25 protein-coding genes and 1 pseudogene are annotated in these 24,895 nt (G+C 60.1%); 10 read left to right on the top strand and 16 right to left on the bottom strand.

What is annotated here, in order from left to right; all coding sequences use genetic code 11:
- Positions 1 to 15 precede the first annotated feature (15 nt).
- The 3 genes and pseudogenes from ispE to ACIPIN_RS20910 form a co-directional block, all read right to left on the bottom strand.
- Positions 16 to 651 (bottom strand): annotated as a pseudogene (gene ispE / locus ACIPIN_RS20920) (4-(cytidine 5'-diphospho)-2-C-methyl-D-erythritol kinase); the annotation flags it as partial.
- Position 652: 1 nt separating this feature from the next.
- Positions 653 to 1,270, bottom strand: a complete 618-nt coding sequence (lolB, locus tag ACIPIN_RS20915; RefSeq protein ID WP_401121611.1) for a lipoprotein insertase outer membrane protein LolB — start codon at positions 1,268 to 1,270, stop codon at positions 653 to 655.
- 4 nt (positions 1,271 to 1,274) lie between these two features.
- Positions 1,275 to 2,999, bottom strand: a complete 1,725-nt coding sequence (locus ACIPIN_RS20910; protein WP_401121608.1) for a tetratricopeptide repeat protein — start codon at positions 2,997 to 2,999, stop codon at positions 1,275 to 1,277.
- 269 nt (positions 3,000 to 3,268) lie between these two features.
- On the opposite strand from ACIPIN_RS20910, the gene hemA reads away from it, so the two are divergent.
- From hemA to ACIPIN_RS20880, 6 genes are all read left to right on the top strand, one after another.
- The gene (gene hemA / locus ACIPIN_RS20905; RefSeq protein WP_401121605.1) at positions 3,269 to 4,558 is read left to right on the top strand and encodes a glutamyl-tRNA reductase; all 1,290 of its coding nucleotides are present in this window, start codon (positions 3,269 to 3,271) and stop codon (positions 4,556 to 4,558) included.
- Positions 4,555 to 5,637 carry a peptide chain release factor 1 gene (gene prfA / locus ACIPIN_RS20900; RefSeq protein ID WP_401121604.1) on the top strand — a complete coding sequence of 361 codons (1,083 nt, stop codon included), beginning with the start codon at positions 4,555 to 4,557 and terminating at the stop codon, positions 5,635 to 5,637. Before hemA ends, prfA begins: the two co-directional genes overlap by 4 nt.
- Positions 5,638 to 6,468: a peptide chain release factor N(5)-glutamine methyltransferase gene (gene prmC / locus ACIPIN_RS20895; protein ID WP_401121601.1), complete on the top strand. Its 831-nt coding sequence runs from the start codon at positions 5,638 to 5,640 to the stop codon at positions 6,466 to 6,468.
- Complete coding sequence (locus ACIPIN_RS20890) at positions 6,462 to 7,217, top strand: molybdopterin-synthase adenylyltransferase MoeB (protein ID WP_401121599.1); 756 nt, start codon at positions 6,462 to 6,464, stop codon at positions 7,215 to 7,217. Before prmC ends, ACIPIN_RS20890 begins: the two co-directional genes overlap by 7 nt.
- Complete coding sequence (gene murI, locus ACIPIN_RS20885; RefSeq protein ID WP_401121596.1) at positions 7,210 to 8,001, top strand: glutamate racemase; 792 nt, start codon at positions 7,210 to 7,212, stop codon at positions 7,999 to 8,001. The genes ACIPIN_RS20890 and murI overlap by 8 nt, the downstream gene beginning before the upstream one ends.
- A gap of 113 nt (positions 8,002 to 8,114) precedes the next feature.
- Positions 8,115 to 8,633, top strand: coding sequence for an acyloxyacyl hydrolase (locus ACIPIN_RS20880; protein WP_401121593.1), 519 nt, complete (start codon positions 8,115 to 8,117; stop codon positions 8,631 to 8,633).
- 151 nt (positions 8,634 to 8,784) lie between these two features.
- On the opposite strand, the gene ACIPIN_RS20875 is transcribed toward ACIPIN_RS20880, so the two are convergent.
- The 5 genes from ACIPIN_RS20875 to ACIPIN_RS20855 form a co-directional block, all read right to left on the bottom strand.
- On the bottom strand, positions 8,785 to 9,090 hold the full coding sequence (locus tag ACIPIN_RS20875) for a YkgJ family cysteine cluster protein (protein WP_401121591.1): 306 nt from the start codon (positions 9,088 to 9,090) through the stop codon (positions 8,785 to 8,787).
- A 97-nt stretch (positions 9,091 to 9,187) separates the two neighbouring features.
- Positions 9,188 to 9,970, bottom strand: a complete 783-nt coding sequence (locus tag ACIPIN_RS20870) for an SDR family NAD(P)-dependent oxidoreductase (RefSeq protein WP_401121589.1) — start codon at positions 9,968 to 9,970, stop codon at positions 9,188 to 9,190.
- A gap of 13 nt (positions 9,971 to 9,983) precedes the next feature.
- Positions 9,984 to 11,429 carry a deoxyribodipyrimidine photo-lyase gene (phrB, locus tag ACIPIN_RS20865; RefSeq protein WP_401121586.1) on the bottom strand — a complete coding sequence of 482 codons (1,446 nt, stop codon included), beginning with the start codon at positions 11,427 to 11,429 and terminating at the stop codon, positions 9,984 to 9,986.
- A gap of 20 nt (positions 11,430 to 11,449) precedes the next feature.
- The gene (locus tag ACIPIN_RS20860) at positions 11,450 to 12,412 is read right to left on the bottom strand and encodes a MerR family transcriptional regulator (protein ID WP_401121583.1); all 963 of its coding nucleotides are present in this window, start codon (positions 12,410 to 12,412) and stop codon (positions 11,450 to 11,452) included.
- A 242-nt stretch (positions 12,413 to 12,654) separates the two neighbouring features.
- Entirely contained in the window at positions 12,655 to 13,641 is a 987-nt protein-coding gene (locus ACIPIN_RS20855) for an NAD(P)/FAD-dependent oxidoreductase (RefSeq protein ID WP_401121580.1), read from the bottom strand.
- Positions 13,642 to 13,837: 196 nt separating this feature from the next.
- On the opposite strand from ACIPIN_RS20855, the gene ACIPIN_RS20850 reads away from it, so the two are divergent.
- Complete coding sequence (locus ACIPIN_RS20850) at positions 13,838 to 14,740, top strand: TIGR01777 family oxidoreductase (RefSeq protein ID WP_401121578.1); 903 nt, start codon at positions 13,838 to 13,840, stop codon at positions 14,738 to 14,740.
- A gap of 13 nt (positions 14,741 to 14,753) precedes the next feature.
- Positions 14,754 to 15,776 (top strand): ferrochelatase, encoded by a 1,023-nt coding sequence (gene hemH / locus ACIPIN_RS20845; protein WP_401121576.1) that lies wholly within the window; start codon positions 14,754 to 14,756, stop codon positions 15,774 to 15,776.
- Between the two features lie 138 nt (positions 15,777 to 15,914).
- Here the strand turns inward: hemH and ACIPIN_RS20840 are convergent, their stop codons facing one another.
- Positions 15,915 to 17,189: a uracil-xanthine permease family protein gene (locus ACIPIN_RS20840; protein WP_071553352.1), complete on the bottom strand. Its 1,275-nt coding sequence runs from the start codon at positions 17,187 to 17,189 to the stop codon at positions 15,915 to 15,917.
- Positions 17,190 to 17,191: 2 nt separating this feature from the next.
- The gene (gene upp, locus ACIPIN_RS20835; protein ID WP_145019802.1) at positions 17,192 to 17,830 is read right to left on the bottom strand and encodes a uracil phosphoribosyltransferase; all 639 of its coding nucleotides are present in this window, start codon (positions 17,828 to 17,830) and stop codon (positions 17,192 to 17,194) included.
- 165 nt (positions 17,831 to 17,995) lie between these two features.
- On the opposite strand from upp, the gene ACIPIN_RS20830 reads away from it, so the two are divergent.
- Both ACIPIN_RS20830 and ACIPIN_RS20825 read left to right on the top strand, forming a co-directional pair.
- The gene (locus tag ACIPIN_RS20830) at positions 17,996 to 18,553 is read left to right on the top strand and encodes a hypoxanthine-guanine phosphoribosyltransferase (RefSeq protein WP_401121572.1); all 558 of its coding nucleotides are present in this window, start codon (positions 17,996 to 17,998) and stop codon (positions 18,551 to 18,553) included.
- 3 nt (positions 18,554 to 18,556) lie between these two features.
- A complete protein-coding gene (locus ACIPIN_RS20825; protein ID WP_401121570.1) occupies positions 18,557 to 19,030 on the top strand; it encodes a WbuC family cupin fold metalloprotein in 474 nt (157 codons plus the stop codon).
- Between the two features lie 16 nt (positions 19,031 to 19,046).
- On the opposite strand, the gene ACIPIN_RS20820 is transcribed toward ACIPIN_RS20825, so the two are convergent.
- The 6 genes from ACIPIN_RS20820 to ACIPIN_RS20795 form a co-directional block, all read right to left on the bottom strand.
- A complete protein-coding gene (locus ACIPIN_RS20820; RefSeq protein ID WP_401121568.1) occupies positions 19,047 to 20,639 on the bottom strand; it encodes an aldehyde dehydrogenase (NADP(+)) in 1,593 nt (530 codons plus the stop codon).
- Positions 20,640 to 20,694: 55 nt separating this feature from the next.
- A complete protein-coding gene (locus ACIPIN_RS20815) occupies positions 20,695 to 21,612 on the bottom strand; it encodes a dihydrodipicolinate synthase family protein (RefSeq protein ID WP_401121566.1) in 918 nt (305 codons plus the stop codon).
- 97 nt (positions 21,613 to 21,709) lie between these two features.
- Positions 21,710 to 22,747, bottom strand: coding sequence for a proline racemase family protein (locus ACIPIN_RS20810; RefSeq protein ID WP_401121563.1), 1,038 nt, complete (start codon positions 22,745 to 22,747; stop codon positions 21,710 to 21,712).
- A 27-nt stretch (positions 22,748 to 22,774) separates the two neighbouring features.
- Positions 22,775 to 23,497: an amino acid ABC transporter ATP-binding protein gene (locus ACIPIN_RS20805; protein ID WP_071553359.1), complete on the bottom strand. Its 723-nt coding sequence runs from the start codon at positions 23,495 to 23,497 to the stop codon at positions 22,775 to 22,777.
- Complete coding sequence (locus ACIPIN_RS20800; RefSeq protein ID WP_401121561.1) at positions 23,490 to 24,140, bottom strand: amino acid ABC transporter permease; 651 nt, start codon at positions 24,138 to 24,140, stop codon at positions 23,490 to 23,492. Before ACIPIN_RS20800 ends, ACIPIN_RS20805 begins: the two co-directional genes overlap by 8 nt.
- Before the next feature lie 9 nt (positions 24,141 to 24,149).
- Positions 24,150 to 24,815, bottom strand: coding sequence for an amino acid ABC transporter permease (locus ACIPIN_RS20795; RefSeq protein WP_401121559.1), 666 nt, complete (start codon positions 24,813 to 24,815; stop codon positions 24,150 to 24,152).
- Between the last annotated feature and the right edge of the window lie 80 nt (positions 24,816 to 24,895).

Genomic DNA, 24,895 nt, shown 5'->3' with positions numbered 1-24,895 from the left:
AAGAAAACGACTTCATACCACCGTTAAGCAGTAATATCGACTGTTTCCCTTGGGAACGGGGCGCACTTTAATGGGAGAAGAGTTACGTGTCAACAGCGGATCTGAAAAAATTTCTGCTGTACTTACAGATACTTGCGGCACAAGCACGACATACCACGGTTCTTCGGGGTCTACAGGGGTGAGCTTTTCTCCCACGCCCTCGGCGAAAGCCGCGTGCCCACGCACGAAAACCGGGACGTCCGCGCCCAGCGTCAGGCCCAAAGCGGCCAGTCGATCCTCGTCCCAACCCAGTTGCCAGAGATGATTGAGACCCAGCAAAGTGGTGGCCGCATTCGAACTGCCACCACCGATTCCACCGCCCATGGGCAGAATTTTTTCGATCCAGATATCAATCCCCAGCGAACAACCGGATTGCTCCTGAAGTTTTTTTGCGGCTTTGACGATCAGATTGCTGTCGTGAGGGACGCCGTCGAATTCGGTGTGCAGACGAATGACACCGTCATCGCGTACGGCGAAGGTGATTTCGTCGCCGTAATCGAGAAATTGAAACAACGTCTGCAACTCGTGGTAGCCGTCTTCACGGCGACCCAGAATGTGCAGCATCAAATTGAGTTTTGCCGGCGAGGGCAGGGTCAGGCGAGTGGCAGGCATGTCATTGCCCCAATTTGCGTGGTTGCCAGTCCTTGATCACCAGCGTGACGTCAAGGTCGGTGCCGTGCAGTTTGATCCGCTCGGGCAGCCAGTAACCGTTTTGCTGGATGTAGCTGAGGTACTCGACTTGCCAGCCATCCTGCTCGAGATTGGCCAGGCGACTGTTGGCATCCAGGTTCAGGCGGCTTTTGCTGTCAGGTGCGGGTAATCCGCGAACCCACCAGACCAAATGCGAAACCGGCAGCTTCCAGCCCAGTTGTTCTTCGAGCAGGGCTTCAGGCGTTGGGGCCTCAAAGCGACCCTGATTGGCCACTTCCAGCGATACCTGGCCAGGGCGACCGGTCAAACGTGCCGCACCGCGACCCAGCGGGCCGGACAGACGAATATCGTAATAGTCCTGTCGTTGTAGCCAGAACAAGGTGCCACTGCCCGAGTCTTTCGGGGCGCGAATGCCAACCTTGCCGTTGATTTGCCAGCCATCAAGGCCTGTCAGTTGCTGTTTGTGTTCGCGCCATTGCGCGGGGTTGCCGTGACCCTCTACGGATTCACGGGCGCCAAAGCCCGCACAACCGGCGAGCAGGGCGATGAAGCTGAAAACGATAGCGTGGCGCAAAAACATGATTTTAAAGAGTCTCGGAACCGGTCAGGCGCTTGATGGTGCTGCGCAGGATGGGACTGTCGGGTTGTTCCTTGAGGAACTTACCCCAGATTTGCTTGGCTTCACGCTGCTTGCCGTTGGCCCACAGGACTTCGCCCAGGTGCGCCGCGACTTCCTGATCGGGGAAACGCTCCAGGGCCTGACGCAAGTAGCGCTCGGCTTCATTGAGGTTGCCCAGGCGGAAGTTCACCCAGCCGAGGCTGTCGAGAACAGCCGGATCTTCCGGGTTCAACTGGTGCGCTTGCTCGATCAGCGTTTTGGCTTCGGCGTAACGCGTGGTGCGGTCGGACAAGGTGTAGCCCAGGGCGTTCAGCGCCATTGCGTTGTTCGGGTCGCGTTTGATGATCAGTCGCAGGTCTTTCTCCATCTGCGCCAGGTCATTGCGTTTTTCCGCCAGCATGGCCCGGGTATAGAGCAGGTTCAGATCGTCCGGATATTGCTTCAAGGCTTTATCAAGGACTGCCCAGGCACGATCGTCCTGTTTATTGGCGGACAGGGTTTCGGTTTCGATCAGATACAACTGGATCGCGTAATCCGGTTGTTCGTCGCGCGCTCTGGCCAAACGGCTTTGGGCTTCGGCGGTGCGTCCGTTGTTCATCAGAATATCGGACTGGCGCAGTTGCGCCGGCAGATAGTCGTTACCCGGGCCCACCAATGCGTATTCGATCAGGGCGCCTTGCGGGTCGTTGCGTTCTTCGGCGATACGACCCAGGTTCAGGTGGGCCGAGTCGACATGGCTTTCCCGGGCGATGAGGTCTTCCAGGTAACCCTTGGCCTCGTCCCAGGCCTTGGCTTCCAGGCAAACCAGTGCCAGGGAGTAGCGCAACTCGTCGTCTTCCGGATACTGCTGGACCAGGCTTGAGAACTGCTCTTTGGCGTCGTCCATGCGGTCTTGTTCGACCAACAGGCGTGCGTAAGTCAGGCGCAGGCGTTTGTCGTTCGGGTATTTGCGAATGTTTTTTTCCAGCAGCGGCAGCGCTTCCTTGCCACGGTTGAGGCTTTGCAGGAGACGCGCACGCAGCAGAATGGGGGCGATTTCACCGGCTTCCGGAGGATTTTTCTCAAGCAGGGTCAGTGCGCCCTGGGAGTCACCGTCCTGTTGCAGCAACAGAGCCTTGCCGAAAATCAGCTGACCGTTCTTCGGGTGGCGCAGCAATAAGCGGTCAAAACTTTTCATCAGACCGTTGCGGGTGTCCTGGTCGGTATCGGCCGCAGACAGGGCGAGGAAGTCGAAATGGGTATCGCCCTTGCCCAGCAGAACCTTTTCCATATAGACCATGGAGTCGTCATAACGCCCGGCACGGGCCAGCTGCACGGCGGCGGCACGTTGCGCTTCGAGGTCGTTCGGGGCGTTTTTCGCCCAGATCAGCGCGCTATCAAGCGCTGCCTGGTCGGCGCCCAGGTATTCGGCGATGCGAAAGGCTCGCTCGGAGATGCCCGGATCCTGGGTGTTGACGGCCTGGGTCACGTAGTTGTCCAGGGCAATGTCGAAACGATTGCGCTGGCCAGCCAGTTCCGCGCTCAGCAGGCTGAAGATTGTGTCTTCGCTGAACGAGCTGTAAACCTTGGGCTTTTCAGGGGCCTTCGTGCTGCCTTCGACCGGCGGCGTACCGTCCGATGAAACGGGCGCCAAAGCCTGGCAGCCGCTGAGGAAGACAAAAGCGAGGAGCAACGCGGAAGATCTATTCATATAGGAAGAGGACGACTAACCTGCGGTCGGATCATCATGACACAAGCCTTCGGCCAAACATAACCGGCCTGTCAATTTACGTATGCGTCCAATCCCCGGTAGGGGCTGCCGAAGGCTGCGATCTTTTGATCTTGCCGTTCGACGTCCTTGAAAACACCAAAGATCGCAGCCTTCGGCAGCTCCTACGAGGGCAATGGATATCGAGTGGTTGTTCTGAGTCAGGCGAAGTAGGACAATTGTCGGCTTCTCGACATCATCAGCGACCTTGAATGGCCTTCCTTGCACTCGGTATTAACCACAAGACTGCTTCCGTAGACGTCCGCGAGCGCGTGGCTTTTACCCCGGAGCAGCTGGTTGAGGCCTTGCAGCAGCTCTGCCGACTCACCGACAGCCGCGAAGCTGCGATCCTCTCCACCTGCAATCGCAGTGAACTCTATATAGAACAGGATCAGCTTTCGGCGGATACCGTACTGCGCTGGTTGGCCGATTATCACCATTTGAACCTCGAAGAGCTGCGCGCGAGCGCTTACGTGCATGAAGATGACGCGGCAGTTCGTCACATGATGCGTGTCGCCTCCGGGCTCGATTCGCTGGTATTGGGCGAACCGCAGATTCTCGGCCAGATGAAATCGGCCTACGCCGTGGCCCGCGAGGCCGGCACCATTGGTCCGCTGCTTGGGCGTTTGTTCCAGGCCACGTTCAATGCCGCCAAGCAGGTGCGCACCGACACCGCTATCGGTGAAAACCCGGTTTCCGTGGCGTTTGCCGCGGTCAGCCTGGCGAAACAGATTTTCAGTGACTTGCAGCGCAGCCAGGCCTTGCTGATTGGCGCTGGCGAGACCATTACCCTGGTCGCTCGCCATTTGCATGAGTTGGGCGTGAAGCGGATCGTGGTCGCCAACCGGACCCTGGAACGCGCCAGCATCCTGGCTGAACAGTTCGGTGCCCACGCGGTGCTGCTCTCGGACATCCCGGCAGAACTGGTGCGCAGTGATATCGTCATCAGCTCCACCGCCAGCCAGTTGCCGATTCTTGGCAAAGGCGCGGTAGAAAGTGCCTTGAAGCTGCGCAAGCACAAGCCGATCTTCATGGTCGACATCGCCGTGCCACGGGATATCGAGCCGGAAGTCGGCGAGTTGGACGACGTTTACCTTTATAGCGTCGACGACCTTCATGAAGTGGTCGCCGAGAACCTCAAGAGCCGTCAGGGTGCTGCCCAGGCGGCGGAGGAGATGGTTTCCATCGGCGCCGACGACTTTATGGCCCGTCTGCGTGAACTGGCGGCAGTGGATGTACTCAAGGCCTATCGTCAACAGAGCGAACGCCTGCGTGATGAAGAACTGCAAAAAGCCCAGCGCATGCTCGCCAATGGCAGCAGCGCTGAAGACGTGTTGGTGCAACTGGCCCGTGGCCTGACCAATAAACTGTTGCATGCCCCCAGCGTGCAGTTGAAAAAGCTTACTGCCGAAGGCCGCCTCGATGCGCTGGCCATGGCCCAGGAACTCTTTGCCCTCGGTGAGGGCTCTTCGGATAGCTCTTCGGATAAAAAACCGCAATGAAAGCGTCACTGCTCAATAAGCTGGACATCCTCCAGGACCGTTTCGAGGAACTGACCGCCTTGCTTGGCGATGGCGAAGTCATTTCCGATCAGAACAAGTTCCGCACCTATTCCAAGGAATACGCGGAAGTTGAGCCGATTGTCGCCACCTATAAACAGCTGCTCAAGGTTCAGGGTGACCTCGAAGGTGCCCAGGCGCTGCTCAAGGACAGCGATCCGGACATGCGCGAAATGGCCGTCGAAGAAGTACGCGAAGCCAAAGAGCAACTGATCGAACACGAAGCCAGTCTGCAACGCATGCTGCTGCCCAAGGATCCGAACGACGGGCGCAATGTGTTCCTGGAAATCCGTGCCGGTACCGGTGGTGACGAGGCGGCGATCTTCTCCGGCGACCTGTTCCGCATGTATTCGCGTTACGCCGAGCGGCGTGGCTGGCGGGTCGAGATTCTGTCGGAGAACATCGGGGAACACGGTGGCTATAAAGAAGTCATCGCGCGGGTCGAAGGCGACAATGTCTACGGCAAGCTGAAGTTCGAGTCCGGTGCACATCGCGTGCAACGGGTTCCGGCCACTGAATCCCAGGGCCGTATCCACACCTCGGCCTGCACGGTGGCAGTGTTGCCGGAGCCGGACGAACAGGAAGCGATCGAGATCAACCCGGCAGATTTGCGCGTCGATACCTATCGCTCCTCTGGCGCGGGCGGCCAGCACGTGAACAAGACCGACTCGGCCATTCGTATCACTCACTTGCCGTCGGGCATCGTGGTCGAGTGTCAGGAAGAGCGTTCCCAACACAAGAACCGGGCGCGGGCGATGTCCTGGCTCTCGGCCAAACTCAACGACCAGCAAACCAGCGCCGCGGCGAATGCCATCGCCAGCGAGCGCAAGCTGCTGGTGGGTTCGGGCGACCGCTCCGAGCGAATCCGTACCTACAACTTTGCCCAGGGCCGGGTCACCGACCACCGGGTCAACCTGACGCTGTATTCCCTCGACGAAATCCTCGCGGGTGGCGTCGATGCCGTGATCGAGCCGTTGCTGGCCGAATTCCAGGCTGATCAACTGGCAGCGATAGGTGAATAAATGACTATCATTGCCAGTTTGTTACGCGCAGCCGACTTGCCCGATTCGCCGACCGCGCGTCTGGATGCCGAATTGCTGTTGGCCGCAGCCCTGGGCAAGTCTCGCAGTTTTCTGCACACCTGGCCGGAACGCATCGTTCCCAGCGAAGCCGCGCTGACGTTTGCCGAGTACCTGCAGCGTCGCCGGGCCGGTGAACCAGTGGCGTACATCCTCGGCCAACAGGGTTTCTGGAAACTTGATCTGGAAGTCGCGCCGCATACGCTGATCCCGCGCCCGGACACCGAGTTGCTGGTCGAGACTGCGCTGGAACTGTTGCCTGCAACGCAGGCCTTGGTCCTCGATCTGGGCACCGGCAGTGGCGCGATTGCCCTGGCCCTGGCCAGTGAGCGTCCGGCCTGGCAGGTCACGGCGGTAGACCGGATCCTCGAAGCCGTGGGCCTGGCCGAGCGCAATCGCCAGCGTTTGCACTTGAACAATGTCACCGTGCTCAGCAGTCACTGGTTCAGTGCGCTGAAAGAGCATCGCTACACGCTGATCATCAGCAACCCGCCTTACATTGCGTCCGCCGACCCACATCTGGTAGCGGGTGACGTGCGTTTCGAGCCGGCCAGTGCGCTGGTGGCTGGCACTGATGGGCTCGATGATCTGCGTTTGATCATCGCCCAGGCGCCGCAGCATCTGGAAGCTGGCGGCTGGTTGATGCTCGAACACGGTTACGATCAGGCCGATGCCGTGCGCGATTTGCTGCTGACCCAAGGTTTTGAAGAGGTTCAGAGCCGCAAGGATCTCGGTGGCCATGAACGTATCAGTCTGGGGCGTCTACCGTGCTGAATGATCAGGAGTTGTTGCGCTATAGCCGGCAGATTCTGTTGCAACACGTCGACATCGACGGCCAGTTGCGACTCAAACAAAGCCGCGTATTGATTGTCGGCCTTGGCGGGCTCGGTGCGCCGGTCGCGCTGTACCTGGCGGCGGCAGGGGTCGGTGAGCTGCATCTGGCGGACTTCGACACGGTTGACCTGACCAACCTGCAACGCCAGATCATTCACGACACCGACAGTATTGGCCTGAGCAAGGTCGACTCGGCTATCCGTCGCTTGACGGCGATCAACCCCGAGATTCAACTGATCGCCCATCGCGCCGCGCTGGACGAAGACTCGTTGGCCGCTGCGGTGTCGGCGGTCGACGTGGTACTTGACTGCTCCGACAATTTTTCCACCCGTGAAGCGGTGAACGCAGCCTGTGTGGCGGCGCGCAAACCTTTGGTCAGCGGCGCGGCGATTCGTCTCGAAGGGCAGTTGTCGGTGTTCGATCCACGTCGCGCCGAGAGCCCGTGTTACCACTGTTTGTACGGGCACGGCAGCGAAGCCGAACTGACCTGCAGCGAGGCCGGCGTACTCGGTCCGCTGGTGGGGCTGGTCGGCAGCCTGCAAGCCCTTGAGGCGCTGAAACTGTTGGTGGGTTTCGGTGAGCCGTTGGTGGGGCGGTTGCTGTTGATCGATGCCTTGGGCACACGTTTTCGTGAATTGAGGGTCAAGCGTGATCCAGGGTGTAGTGTTTGTGGGTCCAAACATGCGTGAGGCGCCCATCGGCGTTTTCGATTCCGGCGTCGGTGGATTGTCGGTGCTGGCCGAGATCCAGCATCTGTTGCCCAATGAGTCGCTGCTGTATGTCGGCGATTGCGGGAATATTCCCTACGGCGAGAAAACCCCCGAGTTCATTCGCCACCGTTGCAGTGTGGTGGCGGAGTTTTTTCAGCGGCAGGGTGCCAAGGCTTTGGTTGTCGCGTGCAACACGGCAACCGTGGCCGGTGTCGCGGATTTGCGTCGCGATTATCCGGACTGGCCCATCGTCGGCATGGAGCCGGCGGTCAAGCCGGCAGCAGCGGCGACCCGCAGTGGCGTGGTCGGTGTGCTTGCCACCACCGGTACTTTGCAGAGCGCCAAGTTCGCCGCCTTGCTCGACCGTTTTGCCAGCGATGTTCGGGTCATCACTCAGCCCTGCCCAGGGCTGGTGGAGTTGATCGAGTCAGGTGATCTGCACAGTCCTGAGCTGCGTCAGTTGTTGGCGGGATATCTTGAACCCTTGCTGGCGGACGGCTGCGACACGATCATTTTGGGCTGCACGCACTATCCTTTCCTCAAGCCATTGCTCAAGCAGATGATCCCCGCCGACATCAGCCTGATCGACACAGGCGCTGCCGTTGCCCGGCAAACCCAACGCCTGCTCGCCGAGCGTGAGTTGCTCGCAGACGGGCCGTCTCGTGACGCGCAATTCTGGACCAGTGCCAGCCCTGAGCACCTTAGAAATATCCTGCCATTGCTATGGCATAACTCCGGGGTTGTGCGAAGCTTCAGTGTGTAGAACGTTTTGGGGGCGCGCTTCGAATGGGTGAGTTTTTGTCGAAGCACGGATTTTTATTACTCGCCTGTTGAGCCAAAAAACCAAACAAAATCGTTCGGAAAAGGATGTTTCTCATGAAGCGACTGTTCTGTTTGGCCGCGATTGCGGCTGCGTTGTTGGGGCACGGTTTGGCCGCGCAAGCGGCGGGCGTCGAGTTTGCGGTTGGCCAGACCACCGATTCGACCCAGACTTATCGCCTGGGCCTGCAATGGGATTGGGACAAGAGCTGGCTACAGAGTGATGTCGGGCGCGTGACGGGCTACTGGAGCGGTGCGTACACCTATTGGAATGGTGACAAGACAGCAAGCAATCACAGCCTATCGTTCTCTCCGGTGTTCGTTTACGAGTTTTCCGGGCAATCCATCAAGCCGTATCTGGAGGCCGGTATTGGTGTTGCGCTGTTTGCTCACACCGAAGTGGAAGACAACCGGTTGGGTTCGGCCTTTCAGTTCGAAGACCGCCTGGGCTTCGGTCTGCGGTTTGCCGGTGGACATGAAGTCGGGATTCGCGCGACGCACTACTCCGACGCCGGCCTCAGCAAATTCAATGACGGTATAGAAAGCTACGCGTTGCATTACACGATGCCGTTGTAAGCATTGGCTGCTTTTAATAATGTGGGAGCGGGCTTGCTCGCGAATGCGGTTTAACATTCAACACTGATACTGACTGATACTCCGCTTTCGCGAGCAAGCGAACGTCGCCCGGCCCTTCCCACATCAGATCTTCAGTGCCTGTATTTCTCGTTCAGCGATACGCCGTCGCAATCCCCCGACGCTCGTCGATGCACTCCGGTGCGCCCATTTCGAACTCCCGGCAGATCAGCGGGCGTTTTTCGTAAATGGTGCACATCATGCTGTCGCGATCCAGCGCGGCGCACCAGCCGTCATCCAGGCGCAGCATGACTTCCCCGCCCCAATCGTCGGTGTCGATAAAACGTTCGGGCACGCCGGTGTCCGTGATCAGCATGACTTCGAGCTGGCAACAGCAGGCTGCGCAGGTCGAGCAGGTGACTGCCGGTTCGGCGATGGTCTTGAGGGGGATAGTGTTCATAGACGCGCAGTGTAAGGCAGCGCGTCGATGCTGTGTGAAAGGCCTGACGGACGCTCAGCCAGATGAGGTTGCCGATCGGCGTTGGGCCATGAAATGTTTACGGCTTATCCATGATCGGCGGCGAATTCCTGACCATGCGCTTGCCGATCACCCACTTTACGCGGTTGGATATTTTCGACAGAGGCCAGAGTGCGGCCATGAACAGGGCCGGGAGGGCGATTTCCTGCGGGCGCTGCTTGAGTTTACCGACGACATATCGCGCGGCTTTGTTGGCTGGCCAGATCTGTGGCATGGGGAAGTCGTTATTCTCGGTCAGCGGGGTGTCGATGAAGCCTGGGCTGATCACGGTGACTTCAATGCCTTCCGATGCCAGATCGATACGCAAGGATTCGAACAGATACCGCAGCCCGGCTTTCGAGGCACCATAGGCTTCGGCCCGAGGCAGGGGCAGGTAAGTCACCGAACTGGCGATGCCCACCAGATGGGGCGCGATCCCTGCGCGCAGCAACGGCAACGCGGCTTCGATGCAATAGCTGCTGGCGAGCAGGTTGGTGCGCACCACGTGTTCGATGATCGAGGCGTCGAACTGTTTGGCGTCGACATATTCACAGGTGCCGGCGTTGAGGATCACAGTGTCCAGCGAGCCCCAGTCCTGTTGGATCTGCTCGCCGATTTCGCGCACGGCCTGGCTGTTGGTCAAATCGCCCGCCACCACCAGCACTTGCCCCGGATACCGCTGGGCCAGGATTTTTAATGGCGCAACTGTGCGGGCGCTGACCGCCAGGTGCGCGCCGGACTTCAACAGTTCTTCGGCCAGTGCAGCACCAATGCCATTGCCGGCTCCGGTCAACCAATACCGCCGTGGAGTTGTACGACTCATCCCATTCTCCTTTTCAGCCATGTATCGCTCCGACATCCAGACGCGAAGGCAGCTGTTTGAACGCCACCAGCACACGTTCGCGTGTCAGGCCCAGATTGACGATTGGCTGCGGATAGCCGGCCACACCAAACAGTCCGCCTATGGCCGCCGGGTTGTGGATAGCTTTTTTGTTCATCCCCGCCAGCTCTGGTATCCAGTGCTTGATGAACAGACCATCAGCGTCGAATTTTTCCGACTGGCTCAACGGGTTGAAAATCCGGAACCAGGGCGCCGAATCGGTGCCGGTCGAAGCGCTCCACTGCCAGCCGCCGTTGTTTGCGGCCAAGTCGCCATCGATCAAGTGGCGCATGAAAAAACGCTCACCTTCGCGCCAGTCGATCAGCAGATTTTTTGTCAGGAACATCGCCACTACCATCCGCAGACGGTTGTGCATCCAGCCAGTTTCGAGCAGTTGGCGCATGGCGGCGTCGATGATCGGCAACCCGGTGCGTGCCTCTTTCCAGGCGGCCAGCTCATCCGGTGCATCGCGCCAGGCCAGGGCTTCGGTTTCCGGGCGAAAGGCGCGGTGCCGGGAGACCCGCGGATAGCCCACCAGAATGTGTTTGTAGAATTCACGCCAGAGCAGCTCGTTGATCCAGGTAACGGCGCCGACGCTGCCGCTTTCGAACTCGCCTTGATTACTTTGCAAGGCCGCGTGCAAGCACTGGCGTGGCGAAATCACCCCGGCCGCGAGGTACGCGGACAATTGGCTGGTGCCGGGTATTGCCGGAAAGTCGCGTTGGTCTTTGTAGTCATCAATCTGCCCTTGGGCGAAGTTCTCCAGACGCCGATGCGCTTCACGTTCGCCGGCCGGCCAGAATGCGCGCAGGTGTCCGCATGGCGTGTCGAAGCCCTCGACCTGCGATGGAATCGGGTCACTGTTGATGGCCGTTGGCGCCTGAATTCCGGGGGCGGCAATCAGTCGGGGTAGTGCGCCGTGCAGGCGGGCGTAGCAGACTTTGCGGAACTGGCTGAAGACCTGAAAGTAAGTGCCGGTCCTGGTCAGCACACTGCCGGGCTTGAAGAGCAATTGATCGAGATAGCTATAAAAACCAATGCCCGCAGCGTCGAGAGTCTTGGTGACGGCCGCATCACGACGACTTTCGTTCACACCGTATTCCTCGTTGACGTGAACCGCCTCGACGTTCAGTTCCGTGCATAACTGGCCTAACACCTGTGGCGCGTCATCCCAGCGCGCCGCAGTACGGATCAGCAAGGGAATGTTCAGATCGCCGAGGGCGAGGCTCAACTCGCGCAGGTTACGCAGCCAGAAATCCACTTTGCACGGCGCGTCGTCGTGGGCCTGCCATTGCTGCGGGCTCAACAGGTACACCGCCAGGCACGGTCCGCGAGCCGCGGCGGCCGAGAGGGCGGTGTTGTCATGCAGGCGCAAATCGCAGCGCAGCCAGATCAATTGCATGGTGGTTTCCGTACAAGCATTTAAATGAGCCCGCGCTGAACCAATGCTTGATGGGCCGACAACGGATCTTCGGCCAGGGACAAATCAGCGACTTCAGAGGTTCTTACGGACAACTCGGCGTGGTGAATGCATACCGTTGGCCCGACAATGAGTTTCGGGCAACTGACCTTGTTCAGAAGTTTCGGCAATTGTTTGAGATTGATCGATTTACTGGAATACAGCAGCACACCACGCGCCTGCAGATGTTCGACCGCCAGCGCCAATTCGCCGGCCGGCAGCGGCCAGTCGAAGACTTCCACGGGGCAATCGGCGCTGCTGATCAGCCAGGCGGTGAGCCACAGGTGCGGCTCCAGGGGCAGGTCGGAATGATTGATCAGCAGCAACGGCGCACCGCGCAACTGACGGTTGTTATGGTAGATCCTCGCGCCGAACTTGCTGCGTAACCAGGAATAAAAGAACGTCCGCTCCATCTGCGCGCCGAACTGCCCTTGCCAGCGCTGTTCGAGTTGAGTCAGTAGTGGCATCAGTAGTTGCTCGCACAAGGTGCGTGGCGGATACAGCGACATGGCCTGATTGAGCGTGTCATCGAGCTGACGCTCGACCAATTGGCTGATCGCCTGTATCAGCTTCAGGCGCAGGACGTGCCAGTCATTTTCGACGGGTTCGCTCAATGCTGGCGGCGTGTCCAGCAGTTGCTTGACCTGGCTGACGGCGACGCCGCGATTGAGCCAGGTAAGGATGTTATGGATCCGCTGCACATGTTCGGCCGAAAACAGCCGGTGTCCCTTGGGCGTGCGCTGCGGCACGATCAACCCGTAACGGCGTTCCCAGGCGCGCAGGGTGACGGCGTTGACGCCGGTGATTCGAGCGACATCGCGGATCGGCAGCCAACCTTCCTCAAGGGCCTGTTGATAGTCGACGCCGGGGGCGTCGTCATGGGGCTGAGTGTCAGGTTTTGGCTTGCTCGCGGAGTCGCGGGGCATGGAGGCACCTCGGATCTATATCTGTACAGGCTGTTCGCGCTGTACAACACGGTTTGATCATAGAACCAAAGGTGTACAAGTCAAATTGTTTGTATAGGTTTTTCTTGAGGGCAAAACCCCTGTAGGAGTTGCCACAGGCTGCGATCTTCTTGATGGTTGCGCCGCAGATGCCGTCAATCAGGATCAAAAGATCGCAGCCTGCGGCAGCTCCTACGCCCACCCCATCGGTTGATGCGCTTTCTTTATTGCAGGTGTTCGTGCAGGCGACGAGCCGCTTCCTGACCGCTCATCCAGGCCCCTTCGACACGCCCGGACAGGCACCAATCGCCACACACGTACAAGCCCAGGTCGGCGTCGGCCAATACGCCCCATTCATGGCTGCTGGACGGGCGCGCGTAGAGCCAGCGATGGGCAAGACTGAAGATCGGCGCGGGCATGGAGTCGTGCAGCAACTCGGCAAAGGCGCCGTGTAGTTGCTCGATCACCGCCTCTTTAGGCAGGTCGATGTGTTGTCGGCTCCAGTTGCTATTGGCATGCAATACCCAGGTGTCGAGGGTCGTGTCGCGCCCCGGTTTGCTGCGGTTGCGAGCCAGCCAGTCGAGCGGGCTGTCCTGAACGAAGCAGCCTTCCATTGGCGTTTCCAGCGGTTTTTCGAAGGCCAGTGCAATGGCCCAGGTCGGGTCCATTTTTACCCCGGCGGCGACCCCGGCGAGTTTCGGTGCGGCAGCCAGCAGGGCAGTGGCCTGTGGCGCCGGCGTGGCGATGACGACATGGCTGAAGGGACCGTGGGTGAAGCCTTCGGCATCCTGCAAATGCCAATGTTCTTCGCCACGATAGACCTCGGTAATCCGGCAAGCGAAATGCACTTCTGTGTCGCCGATCAGCGCGCGGGTGATGGCGCTCATGCGCGGGGTGCCAACCCAGCGGGTCTGTTCGTCCGGCGACGGGCTGAGTATGCCGCCATGATAGTTATAGAGCTGCGGCGTCCATTCAGCGACCCAGCCATTGGCTTGCCAGCGCTGGACTTCAATGACGAAACGGCGATCGCGGGCGGTGAAATATTGTGCGCCCATGTCCAGTGCGCCGGCGTCGCTGCGTTTGCTCGACATGCGACCGCCGCTGCCACGGCTTTTATCGAACAATTGAACGACGTACCCGGCCTCTTGCAGGGCTTGGGCTGCCGAAAGTCCGGCGATGCCGGTGCCGATGATTGCGATGGGTACAGTCATAGGGGCCTCGTTTACCTCTCTGTACAGGCTACGCTTCGGGTTAAACCTATACAATATTGTTTTCTGGTATAACTTTAAGCGTTCTCGTTCTGGCAGGTTGGCCTATTGTTAAACACAGAGCCTGTCCGATCCGAAACATCCCTGCTTATAAAAATAGACTAGTGATTGGGGTAAAACGCCACGCGAGGAAGATGTCATGCACATATTGCTGACCGGCGGTACTGGTTTGATAGGACGTCAACTCTGCCGACACTGGTTGAGCCAGGGTCACAGCCTGACGGTGTGGAGTCGCAGGCCCGAAAAGGTGGCCAAATTATGTGGCACTCAGGTACGTGGCGTTGGGCATCTGGAAGACATTGGCCAACAGCCGGTGGACGCGGTGATCAATCTCGCGGGTGCACCGATTGCCGATCGTCTCTGGACTCATCGACGCAAGGCGCTGCTCTGGAACAGCCGGATCAGGCTCACCGAAACCCTGTTGGCGTGGCTTGAAAGCCGCGAGCAGAAACCGCAGCTGTTGATTTCGGGCTCTGCAGTCGGCTGGTACGGCGACGGCGGCGAGCGTGAGTTGACCGAGAAATCGCCGCCGGTCAGCGAAGACTTCGCCAGTCAGTTGTGCATCGCCTGGGAGGAGACCGCGCAGCGCGCCGAGGCGCTGGGGATACGTGTGGTGCTGGTGCGTACCGGGTTGGTGCTGTCGGCGGAGGGCGGCTTTTTGTCGCGGCTGTTATTGCCGTTCAAAGTGGGGCTGGGCGGGCCGATCGGCAATGGTCGGCAGTGGATGCCGTGGATCCATATCAATGATCAAATCGGCCTGATTGATTTTCTTCTGCATCAGAAAGACGCCAGCGGTCCTTATAATGCGTGCGCACCAAAACCGGTACGTAATCGCGAGTTTGCCAAGACCCTCGCCAGCATTTTGCACCGGCCGGCGTTCATGCCGATGCCCGCTTTTGCGTTGCGGATCGGTCTTGGCGAGTTGTCGCTGTTGCTGCTGGGCGGCCAGCGGGCGACGCCGACGCGCTTGCTGACGGCGGGTTTCACTTTCCGGTTCACTGATTTGCGCGCGGCTCTGGACGACGTGTCCAGCCGCCTTTGAAATAGGACGTTGCATGACCAATAACGCGTTGCTTCTGGTCAATTTGGGTTCGCCCGCTTCCACACAGGTGGCGGACGTGCGCAGCTACCTCAATCAATTTCTGATGGACCCTTACGTCATCGACTTGCCGTGGCCGGTACGACGTTTGCTGGTCTCGCTGATTCTGATCAAGCGCCCTGAGCAATCGGCTCACGCCTATGCCTCGATCTGGTGGGACGAGGGCTCGCCGCTGGTGGTGCTCAGTCGCCGCTTGCAGCAAGCGATGACCGCACAGTGGACCCAAGGGCCGGTCGAGTTGGCCATGCGTTACGGCGAGCCGTCGATTGAGTCGGTGTTGACCCGCATGGCCGCTCAAGGGATCAAAAAGGTCACGCTCGCACCGCTTTATCCACAGTTCGCCGACAGCACCGTGACCACGGTGATTGAAGAAGCCAAACGTGTGGTGCGCGAGAAGAAACTGAGTGTGCAGTTTTCGATTCTCCAGCCGTTTTACGATCAGCCGGAATACCTCGATGCCTTGGTCGCCAGCGCCAAGCCGTACCTTGAACAGGATTACGATCACCTGCTGCTGAGCTTTCATGGATTGCCGGAGCGGCACCTGAAGAAACTCAACCCTGGCCATAACTTTGACGGGGGCGGTGATTGCTGCGCCGGCGCGCCGCCGGAAGTGGTCGCGACCTGTTATCGCGGTCAGTGCCTGCGCACCGCCGCGGCGTTTGCCAAGCGCATGGGTTTGCCGGATGGCAAATGGTCGGTGTCTTTCCAGTCACGGCTGGGCCGCGCCAAATGGATCGAACCCTACACCGAAGCGCGTCTCGACGCGTTGGCCAGGCAAGGCGTGAAGAAGATTCTGGTGATGTGCCCGGCATTCGTGGCCGACTGCATCGAAACCCTGGAAGAGATCGGTGACCGTGGGCTCGAGCAGTTCCGCGAGGCGGGGGGCGAGGAGTTGGTGCTGGTGCCGTGTCTCAACGACGACCCGCACTGGGCGCAGGCGTTGAAAACCTTGTGCGAGCGAGCGCCGTTCGCGTTGTAAATCCCCAAAAGCATCGCGGGCAAGCCTTGCTCCTACGGGAGTTGTGTCGAACACACCATGGTGAATCGACTCAACCCTGTAGGAGCAAGGCTTGCCCGCGATGACATTCTTTCAGGCAGCAAAAAACCTGAAGTTTGTTTACAACAGCGGCTCATCCGCCTTCTTGTGCTTCCAGCTGTCATTGCCCGGCAGAATCAGGTTCAGCGCAATCGCCACGACGGCGCACAGCGCGATGCCCTTGAGGCCGAAGTCCTGCGCGCCGGTACCGGTGCCGATCAGCATACCGCCAATCCCGAATACCAGCGTGACCGAGACAATCACCAGATTGCGCGCTTCGCTCAGGTCGATCTTGTGGCGGATCATGGTGTTCATGCCCACCGCCGCAATCGATCCGAACAACAGGCAGAGAATCCCGCCCATTACCGGCACCGGAATGCTTTGCAGCAGCGCACCGAACTTGCCGATAAACGCCAGGCTGATGGCAAAGATTGCCGCCCAGGTCATGATTTTCGGGTTGTAGTTCTTGGTCAGCATCACTGCGCCCGTCACTTCGGCGTAGGTGGTGTTGGGTGGACCGCCGAGCAGCCCGGCTGCGGTGGTTGCGATGCCGTCGCCAAACAGCGTGCGGTGCAGGCCGGGTTTTTTCAGGTAATCACGCCCGGTCACGCTGCCGACCGCGATCACACCGCCGATGTGTTCGATGGCCGGGGCCAGCGCCACCGGGACAATGAACAGAATCGCCTGCCAATTGAATTCCGGAGCGGTGAAGTGCGGCAACGCAAACCACGGCGCGGCAGCGATCTTCGCGGTGTCGACGACGCCGAAGAAGAACGCCATGCCAAACCCGACCAGTACGCCGGAGATGATCGGCACCAGACGGAAGATACCTTTGCCGAACACCGCCACGATCAGCGTCGTCAGCAGCGCTGGCATGGAGATCATCATTGCTGTCTGGTAATGAATCAGCTCGCTACCGTCACCGGCCTTGCCCATCGCCATGTTTGCGGCAATCGGCGCCATCGCCAGGCCGATCGAAATGATCACCGGACCAATCACCACGGGTGGCAGCAAACGGTCGATGAAACCGGTGCCCTTGATCTTCACGGCCACGCCGAGAAAGGTATAAACGAAACCGGCCGCCATCACCCCGCCCATGGTCGCCGCGAGGCCGAACTGACCCTTGGCGAGAATGATCGGGGTGATGAAGGCAAAACTCGACGCCAGGAACACCGGCACTTGCCGCCCGGTGACCACCTGGAACAGCAGAGTCCCGAGGCCCGCCGTGAACAGCGCGACATTCGGGTCGAGGCCGGTAATCAGCGGCATCAACACCAACGCGCCAAACGCCACGAACAGCATCTGCGCGCCAGACAGCACCGTGCGCCAGAGCGGGTCGTTGAACTCATCCTGCATGCTCACGCGTCCTTCTGCTTGGTGCCGAAGATCTTGTCACCGGCATCGCCCAGACCCGGAATGATGTAGCCGTGTTCGTTGAGTTTTTGATCAATGGATGCGGTGTAGATGATCACGTCCGGGTGAGCCTTTTCGACCGCTGCGATACCTTCCGGGGCGGCAACCAGAACCATCGCGCGGATATCCTTGCAACCGGCCTTCTTCAGCAGGTCGATGGTGGCAACCATCGAACCGCCAGTGGCGAGCATCGGGTCGATGATCATCGCCAGACGTTCGTCGATTTCCGGAACCAGTTTTTCCAGATACGTATGGGCTTCGAGGGTTTCCTCGTTGCGGGCCACGCCCACCGCGCTGACTTTGGCGCCCGGGATCAGGCTGAGCACGCCTTCGAGCATGCCGATGCCGGCGCGCAGGATCGGCACGACGGTAATTTTCTTGCCGGCGATCTTTTCGACCGAAACAGTGCCGCACCAGCCTTCGATATCGTAGGTTTCAAGGGGCAGGTCTTTGGTGGCCTCGTAGGTCAGCAGGGCACCGACTTCCTGAGCGAGCTCGCGGAAATTCTTCGTGCTAATGTCTGCGCGGCGCATAAGGCCAAGTTTGTGTCGGATCAGCGGATGGCGGATCTCACGTATGGGCATAGGGAAAGGCTCCGGCGGCGGGCAAAAAAACCGGCCTAGATTAATCTATCCGGGGGTGTTGTCCTATAGACATACAGTACGTTAGTCCAGAAACGCTTGATCTGACCCGGCGGGATGCGTACCTTTGCTCGCTTTTCCGAATCCGCCACCCCCTTGGAGAGCACCATGTCCGCTGATCTCGAGCATATCCGTCAAATCATGCGAGAGGCTGACTGCCTGTACACCGAAGCTGAAGTCGAGGCGGCCATCGCCCGCGTCGGTGCGCAAATCAACGAACAACTGGCTGACAGCAATCCGGTGGTGTTCTGCGTGATGAACGGCGGGCTGATTTTCTCCGGCAAGCTGCTCACCTATCTGAATTTCCCGCTGGAAGCGTCCTACCTGCACGCTACCCGCTATCGCAACGAAACCAGCGGCGGCGACCTGTTCTGGAAAGCCAAGCCGGAAGTCTCGTTCATCGACCGTGATGTGCTGATCATCGACGACATCCTTGACGAAGGTCACACCCTGGGCGCGATCATCGACTTCTGCAAACATGCTGGCGCCCGCGCCGTGCACACCGCCGTACTGATCGACAAGGACCACGACCGCAAGGCTCGCCCGGACCTGAAAGCCGATTACGTCGGTCTGCCGTGCATCGACCGCTACATCTTCGGTTACGGCATGGACTACAAAGGCTACTGGCGCAACGCCGCCGGAATCTACGCCGTTAAGGGAATGTAAAACATGGCGACGCCGAGCTTTCTTGATCAAACGTTGTTCAGCGAGCTGGCCGAGAAGTCTGCGGCCAATCCTCGTGGTCGCCAGCATCACAACTTCCACCAGATGGACGAGCCATGCCACCGCATGGCGGTGGGCTTGCAGCCATCGACGTACGTTCCGCCACATCGGCATTTGAGCGAAGACAAGGCTGAAACGATACTGATCCTCAAGGGGCGTCTGGGCGTACTGGTTTTCGACGAAGCGGGCCAGGTGGTTGCCAAGCGAGTCCTGGAGTGCGGCGGCGATACGCTGGGGATCGACCTTCCGGCGGGTGTTTACCACGGTCTGGTCGTGCTTGAAGCGGACAGCGTGATGTTCGAATGCAAGGCCGGACCGTATCGTCCGGTGGGCGAAGGCGAGCATGCGCATTGGGCACCCCGCGAAGGTGAGCCCGGCGTTGCCGAATATCAGGCCTGGATGCGCGCGCAGTTCGATTGACGGTGCACAGCGGGCGTCAGCCCGCTTGATTCAGTTCCTCGCGGGTGTTCACCCCATCGACCAGACGCAGAATCCCCAATGGATTGGCGTTCTTCAGCGCGTCCGGCAGTAATCCGTCCGGACAGTTCTGATAACACACCGGCCGCAGGAAGCGCTCGATCGCCAGGCTGCCAACCGAGGTGCCGCGGGCATCCGACGTCGCTGGATACGGTCCGCCGTGGACCATTGCATCGCAGACTTCGACACCGGTCGGATAACCGTTGAGCAGCAGGCGTCCGGCTTTCTGCTCAAGGATCGGTATCAGTTGCGAGCACAGCTCAAGGTCTGCCGGTTCGGCGATCAGCGTGGCGGTCAACTGCCCGTGCAATGCATGCAGCGCCAACCTGAGCTCTTGCTCGTCGGCCACCTCCAGCACAATGCTGGCCGGGCCGAACACTTCTTCTTGCAGCACCTCATCCCCTTCAAGCAACAGGCTGACGTCAGCTTTGAACAGCTGTGGTTGCACCTGATTGCCTGGCGCATGCTCGCCGCTCAGACGCGTCACCCGTGGATGCTCCAGCAAGCGCTGCACACCGGCTTCATAACTACGCCAGGTACCGCTGTTGAGCAGGGTGTGTGGCGGTTTTTTGTTCATCTGCGCGGTGAGTTGTTCAATGAGGGCGCTGAACGCCGCCGAGCGCAGGCCGATGATCAAACCCGGATTGGTACAGAACTGGCCGCCACCCAGGACGATCGAGGCGCTCAGTTCGCTGGCGATGGTGTCGCTGCGGGCCGTCAGGGCGGCGGGTAGCAGCAGTACCGGGTTGATGCTCGACATTTCGGCGAACACCGGTATCGGTTGCGGCCTGGCGGCGGCCATGTCGCACAGGGCACGACCACCTTTGAGTGAGCCGGTGAATCCTACGGCCTGGATCGCGGGGTGTTTGACCAGCGCCTCGCCGACGCCCGCGCCATAAATCATGTTGAACACGCCCTCGGGCATGCCGCTGCGCTGAGCCGCGCGAATGATCGCTGCCGCAACCAGCTCGGCGGTTGCCATATGCCCACTGTGGGCCTTGAACACCACCGGGCAACCGGCGGCCAGGGCTGCGGCGGTATCGCCACCGGCGGTGGAAAACGCCAGCGGAAAGTTGCTCGCACCGAACACCGCCACCGGGCCCAGGCCGATACGCCATTGACGCAGGTCTGGCCGTGGCAATGGCTGGCGTGCAGGCATGGCTCGGTCGATCCGTGCGCCGAGGAAATCGCCTTGACGCAGCACTCGGGCGAACAGCCGCAACTGGCCGCTGGTTCGCGCCCGTTCGCCCTGAATCCGCGCAGCGGGCAGGGCCGTCTCGCGACAGACGATGGCGATGAAGTCATCGCTCAGGGCGTCAATTTCTTCGGCGATAGTCTCGAGAAAACCAGCGCGGACACTGGCCGGCAGGTTGCGATAAATGGGGTAGGCCTTGGCGGCGAAGTGTGCGGCGTTGTCGATTTCCTCCGCGTTGGCCTGGCTGAATCCATAGGGCAGAGGTTCACCGCTGTGGGCGTCGATGCTGTGCAGGATCTGCTCACCTGCGGCGCTGCGGCCGAAGCCGATAAAGTTGTGGCCGATAATGGCTGACATAAAAAATGCTCGGCGTGGCCGCGCTCAATCAAGAGCGCGGCAGTGGGAGGGGCTGTTATAGACCGACGTCGGGCAAGGTCGGGCGGTTGGCGAGCGCGGCCTTGACCAGCGTTTCGACCTCGTTGCGTTCGTGGTCAAGCAGAGCCAGGCGAGGTGGACGGGTCAGCGCCGTGCCGCGGCCCATCAGTTCTTCACAGAGCTTGATGCACTGCACCAGGTCCGGGCGGGCATCGAGGTGCAGCAGTGGCATGAACCATTCGTAGATCGGCATGGCTTCTTTGAAGCGACCATCGCGCGCCAGGCGGAACAACGTCTCGCCTTCTTTCGGGAAGGCATTGGACATCCCGGAAACCCAGCCCACCGCGCCAACGGCAATGCTTTCGAGCACCACGTCATCGAGCCCGGCGAACAGTACAAAGCGGTCGCCGACTTCATTGCGCACGTCGATGAAACGCCGGGTATCGCCTGAGGAATCCTTGAAGCAGACGACGTTGTCGCAGTCGGCGAGGGAAATCAGGATGTCCGGGGTCACGTCGTTTTTATAGATTGGCGGGTTGTTGTAGACCATCACCGGCAGGTCGATGCTGGCGGCGACGCTACGGAAATGCGCGGCGGTCTCGAAGGGTTTCGAGGAGTAGACCAGCGCCGGCATCAGCATGATGCCGTCGGCGCCCACGCGCTGGATTTCCTTGGCGACCTTGCTGGCGTTGGCGCTGGTGAATTCGGCGACACCGGAGATCACCGGTACCCGACCTGCTGCGGCGTCCCTGGCGACTTCCACCAGGCTGATTTTTTCCTCGGTGCTTAGCGAGGTGTTCTCGCCGACGGTGCCGCAGATCACCAGCCCCGAAACACCGTCGCGCACCAGCCCGCTGATGACCTTGTGCGTGTCTTCGTAGTCGATGGAAAAGTCCGGGTTGAACTGGGTAGTGACCGCAGGGAAAACGCCGCTCCAGTTAACGTGCTTGCTCATGTTGCCTCCGATAATGACTGTTTGGTATTTCGTATACGTTTAAGTTGAGCACTGAAAGTGCCATGGGGGTTCAAAGGGGTTTGCCAGGTACGGTGCTTCAAATAGTCAGGTCGACCGGCCAGGTGTCGGACAGTCGATAGCCGCCCGGCCAAGGATCGCTTGGGTCGAGCATATGCTGGTGGGTGCCGGTGATCCAGGCGCGCCCGGACAGGCAGGGAATGATGGCCGGGCGTCCGGCTATTTCAGTGGTGCTGTCGATCCGGCAATGAAACTCGGAACCGATGATCGAGCGTCCGATGAACACTTCGCCCACCGCCAGCTGGCCTTTGGCATGCAGCACCGCCATGCGCGCCGAACAACCGGTGCCGCAGGGTGAACGGTCGATTTTTCCGGGGCGGATCACCACCGCGTTGGCGGCACTGGCCACGCCATTGGCGCGGTCGAGCGGCGCGGCGATCTGGCAGAACGAAATATGTTTCCAGTCCGGGTTCAGCGGGTGCACGAAGCCCAATTGTTCGTTGGCCGCCTGAGTGATCTTAAGACCGGTAGCGACCAGGTCCGCGGCTTCATCGGCGGTCAGTGAGAAACCCAGACGCTGGGCATCGACAATCGCAAAACTGTCGCCGCCATAGGCGGTATCGACCTGCAGCGAACCGAGGCCTTCGACTTCGATCCAGGCATCAAGCTTGTCGGCAAACGACACCACGTTCCGCACCTCGACCCGCTCGGCCTTGCCGTTATGGCATTGGGCGGTCACCTCGATCAAGCCGCCGGGGGCTTCGAGCACCAGGCGGGTCAGCGGTTCGGTCATCGGCAAAATACCGCTGTCGAGCAGCACCGTGGCCACGCACAGCGAGTTGGAGCCGGACATCGGTGGCGTGTCAGCCGGTTCCATGATGATCCACGCCATGTCGGCGAGCGGGTTCTTGGCCGGCACCAGCAGATTGACGTGGCGAAACACCCCGCCGCGTGGCTCGTTCAGCACGAAGTTGCGCAGGGTCTGGTCCTCGGCAATCCAGCGCGACTGTTCCCACAGGGTCGCGCCGGGCGGTGGCGCGACACCGCCGACGATAACGTCACCGACTTCACCTTCGGCGTGGCAACTCACCACATGAATGATCTTGCTCGAACGCATGACTGTCTCCTGAGGCCTGTCTGTGGGTTACAACACCGACTTCAGGAAGTCGGCGGTTTCCGCTCGTTGCGGTTGGCCGATCACCTGGTCCGGTGAACCGATTTCGTGGATCTTGCCGTCGCGAAAGAACGCCACCCGATCCGAAACATCGCGGGCAAAGCGGATTTCGTGAGTCACCAGGACCATGGTCATGCCTTCCTCGGCGAGCAGGCGCATGGTGTCCAGCACCTCGCCCACCAGTTGCGGGTCGAGGGCCGAGGTGGCTTCGTCGAACAGCATGTAATCCGGCGACATGGCCAGCGCCCGGGCAATCGCCATGCGTTGTTGCTGACCGCCGGAGAGCTTGCTCGGAAACACCTTGAGCTTGTCGCCGAGGCCCACGTGGGTCAGTTGCCGCACGGCGATTTCTTCCGCTTCCTGACGGCTTTTGCCGAGCACCTTGCGCGGTGCGAGCATCACGTTCTCCATCACCGTGAGGTGCGGGAAGGCGTTCCATTGCTGGAAGACGATGCCGATTTTCTGCCGCAACTTGTTCAGGTCGGTGCCGCTGGCATGCACCGGCGTGCCGTCAACGCGGATCTGCCCGCCCTGAATGGCTTCCAGGCCGTTGATGCACATCAGCAAGGTCGACTTGCCCGAGCCCGAGCCACCGATGATCGACACCACTTCACCTTTGTTCACCGTCAGGTCGACACCCTTGACCACTTCCAGGTTGCCGAAGGATTTACGAACGTTCTCGATCTCAATCATTTTCCTGCCACCTCTGTTCGAGCCGCACACCCAGACGAGCGATCACCAGACTCATGACGTAGTAGATAAGGCCGGCCAGGGCCAGGACGAACAACGGTTCCTGGAGCCGGGTGACGATGGTTTGCGAGGCGCGCAGCAGTTCGACGATGCCGATCCAGAGCACCAGCGAGGTGTCTTTCATGACGGCCAGCGTCAGGTTGATCCAGCCCGGAAACGCCACCCGCGTGGCCATCGGCAAGACAATGTGCAGCAAGTCCTGGCGGTGACTGAGGCCCAGCGAGCGGGCGGCCCGCCGCGTGCTCAAGGGCACCGACAGCACACCGCCACGGACGATTTCCGCGCAGTACGCGGTGGAGTAGGCACCGAGGATCACGCAGGCCACGGTGAACGCGCTCCAGTTCAGGCCGACAATCGACTTGAACGAGTTGAGCAGCACAAACTGAATCAGCAGCGGCACGCTGCGAAACACGTCCAGTACCCAGGCCAGCGGCAGGCTCAAACGCGGCAGCAAAGCCCGGAGCAGGCCACAGGCGACACCCAGCAAGGTGCCGATCAACATCGCCCAGAACGTCAGCAACAGCGTGGTGCCGGCGCCTTGCAGCAGGTAGATGAAGTCGCCCGAGGTAAAACTTGAGGTGTACATGCAGGCCTCCTAGTACCGGAACAAGCGCCAAGCCAGCAGGCGGGCGATCAACACCACCAGCTTGGCCAGGACGAAGTAGAGAACGGCGGCGATGGCGAAGAACTCGAAGGTGCGAAAGGTCTTCACGTTCAGCGCCTGGGTCACGCCGGTGAGGTCGCTGGTCAGGCCGACCACCACCCCCAAAGACGTCATCAACAAGGCCCAGACCATTTGATTGGTCAGCGGGTAAAACACCACACGCAGCAATTGCGGCAGGACCACCAGCCGATAGGCCTTCGGTGCGCTCATACCCAGCGAGCGGGCCGCGCGCAATTGGGTTTCAGGCACGGCGTTGAGGCCGCCGCGAAATGTCTCGGCCAGATAGCCGGCGTTGTTGAAGGTGATGCCGATCAGCAACGCCAGCCATGAGCCCATGTGAATACCAAAGGCACCGAGGCCGAAGTACAGGATGTACACCTGAAACAGTGCCGGCGTGTTGCGGGCGATCGACACCCAGCTGGCGGCAATCGCCCGGAACAGGCGCTTGTCGGACTGCTGGCCGAGGGCGAGGAACATCGCAATCAGGGTGCCGGCGAGCATCGACAGCACCGCGATTTCCAGGGTGACCCGGGCGCCGTCGAGCATGTCCGGCAACGCCTGGAAGGCGGCGCGCCAATGGAAGGTGTAGTCGAACATCAAAGGAGTTCCTTGGTTTTAAGATCGCCAAGATCGCAGCCTGCGGCAGCTCCTACCGGGTGTACGCAAATTTGTAGGAG

The organism is Pseudomonas sp. NPDC087697 (genome assembly GCF_044743155.1).
In the GTDB taxonomy this organism is placed as follows: domain Bacteria; phylum Pseudomonadota; class Gammaproteobacteria; order Pseudomonadales; family Pseudomonadaceae; genus Aquipseudomonas.
This window is presented reverse-complemented; position numbering and strand designations above follow the sequence as displayed.

Bases quoted from the DNA above. Each gene is read 5' to 3' on its own strand.
- hemH (WP_401121576.1), top strand. From the start codon at position 14,754: ATGACCAATAACGCGTTGCTTCTGGTCAATTTGGGTTCGCCCGCTTCC.
- murI (WP_401121596.1), top strand. From the start codon at position 7,210: ATGCGTGAGGCGCCCATCGGCGTTTTCGATTCCGGCGTCGGTGGATTG.
- ACIPIN_RS20840 (WP_071553352.1), bottom strand. From the start codon at position 17,189: ATGCAGGATGAGTTCAACGACCCGCTCTGGCGCACGGTGCTGTCTGGC.
- ACIPIN_RS20795 (WP_401121559.1), bottom strand. From the start codon at position 24,815: ATGTTCGACTACACCTTCCATTGGCGCGCCGCCTTCCAGGCGTTGCCG.
- ACIPIN_RS20805 (WP_071553359.1), bottom strand. From the start codon at position 23,497: ATGATTGAGATCGAGAACGTTCGTAAATCCTTCGGCAACCTGGAAGTG.
- ACIPIN_RS20875 (WP_401121591.1), bottom strand. From the start codon at position 9,090: ATGAACACTATCCCCCTCAAGACCATCGCCGAACCGGCAGTCACCTGC.
- ACIPIN_RS20825 (WP_401121570.1), top strand. From the start codon at position 18,557: ATGGCGACGCCGAGCTTTCTTGATCAAACGTTGTTCAGCGAGCTGGCC.
- ACIPIN_RS20855 (WP_401121580.1), bottom strand. From the start codon at position 13,641: ATGACTGTACCCATCGCAATCATCGGCACCGGCATCGCCGGACTTTCG.
- ACIPIN_RS20880 (WP_401121593.1), top strand. From the start codon at position 8,115: ATGAAGCGACTGTTCTGTTTGGCCGCGATTGCGGCTGCGTTGTTGGGG.
- prfA (WP_401121604.1), top strand. From the start codon at position 4,555: ATGAAAGCGTCACTGCTCAATAAGCTGGACATCCTCCAGGACCGTTTC.
- ACIPIN_RS20830 (WP_401121572.1), top strand. From the start codon at position 17,996: ATGTCCGCTGATCTCGAGCATATCCGTCAAATCATGCGAGAGGCTGAC.
- ACIPIN_RS20910 (WP_401121608.1), bottom strand. From the start codon at position 2,999: ATGAATAGATCTTCCGCGTTGCTCCTCGCTTTTGTCTTCCTCAGCGGC.
- prmC (WP_401121601.1), top strand. From the start codon at position 5,638: ATGACTATCATTGCCAGTTTGTTACGCGCAGCCGACTTGCCCGATTCG.
- phrB (WP_401121586.1), bottom strand. From the start codon at position 11,429: ATGCAATTGATCTGGCTGCGCTGCGATTTGCGCCTGCATGACAACACC.
- ACIPIN_RS20850 (WP_401121578.1), top strand. From the start codon at position 13,838: ATGCACATATTGCTGACCGGCGGTACTGGTTTGATAGGACGTCAACTC.
- ACIPIN_RS20800 (WP_401121561.1), bottom strand. From the start codon at position 24,140: ATGTACACCTCAAGTTTTACCTCGGGCGACTTCATCTACCTGCTGCAA.
- upp (WP_145019802.1), bottom strand. From the start codon at position 17,830: ATGCCCATACGTGAGATCCGCCATCCGCTGATCCGACACAAACTTGGC.
- ACIPIN_RS20815 (WP_401121566.1), bottom strand. From the start codon at position 21,612: ATGAGCAAGCACGTTAACTGGAGCGGCGTTTTCCCTGCGGTCACTACC.
- ACIPIN_RS20870 (WP_401121589.1), bottom strand. From the start codon at position 9,970: ATGAGTCGTACAACTCCACGGCGGTATTGGTTGACCGGAGCCGGCAAT.
- hemA (WP_401121605.1), top strand. From the start codon at position 3,269: ATGGCCTTCCTTGCACTCGGTATTAACCACAAGACTGCTTCCGTAGAC.
- ACIPIN_RS20810 (WP_401121563.1), bottom strand. From the start codon at position 22,747: ATGCGTTCGAGCAAGATCATTCATGTGGTGAGTTGCCACGCCGAAGGT.
- ACIPIN_RS20820 (WP_401121568.1), bottom strand. From the start codon at position 20,639: ATGTCAGCCATTATCGGCCACAACTTTATCGGCTTCGGCCGCAGCGCC.
- ACIPIN_RS20860 (WP_401121583.1), bottom strand. From the start codon at position 12,412: ATGCCCCGCGACTCCGCGAGCAAGCCAAAACCTGACACTCAGCCCCAT.
- lolB (WP_401121611.1), bottom strand. From the start codon at position 1,270: ATGTTTTTGCGCCACGCTATCGTTTTCAGCTTCATCGCCCTGCTCGCC.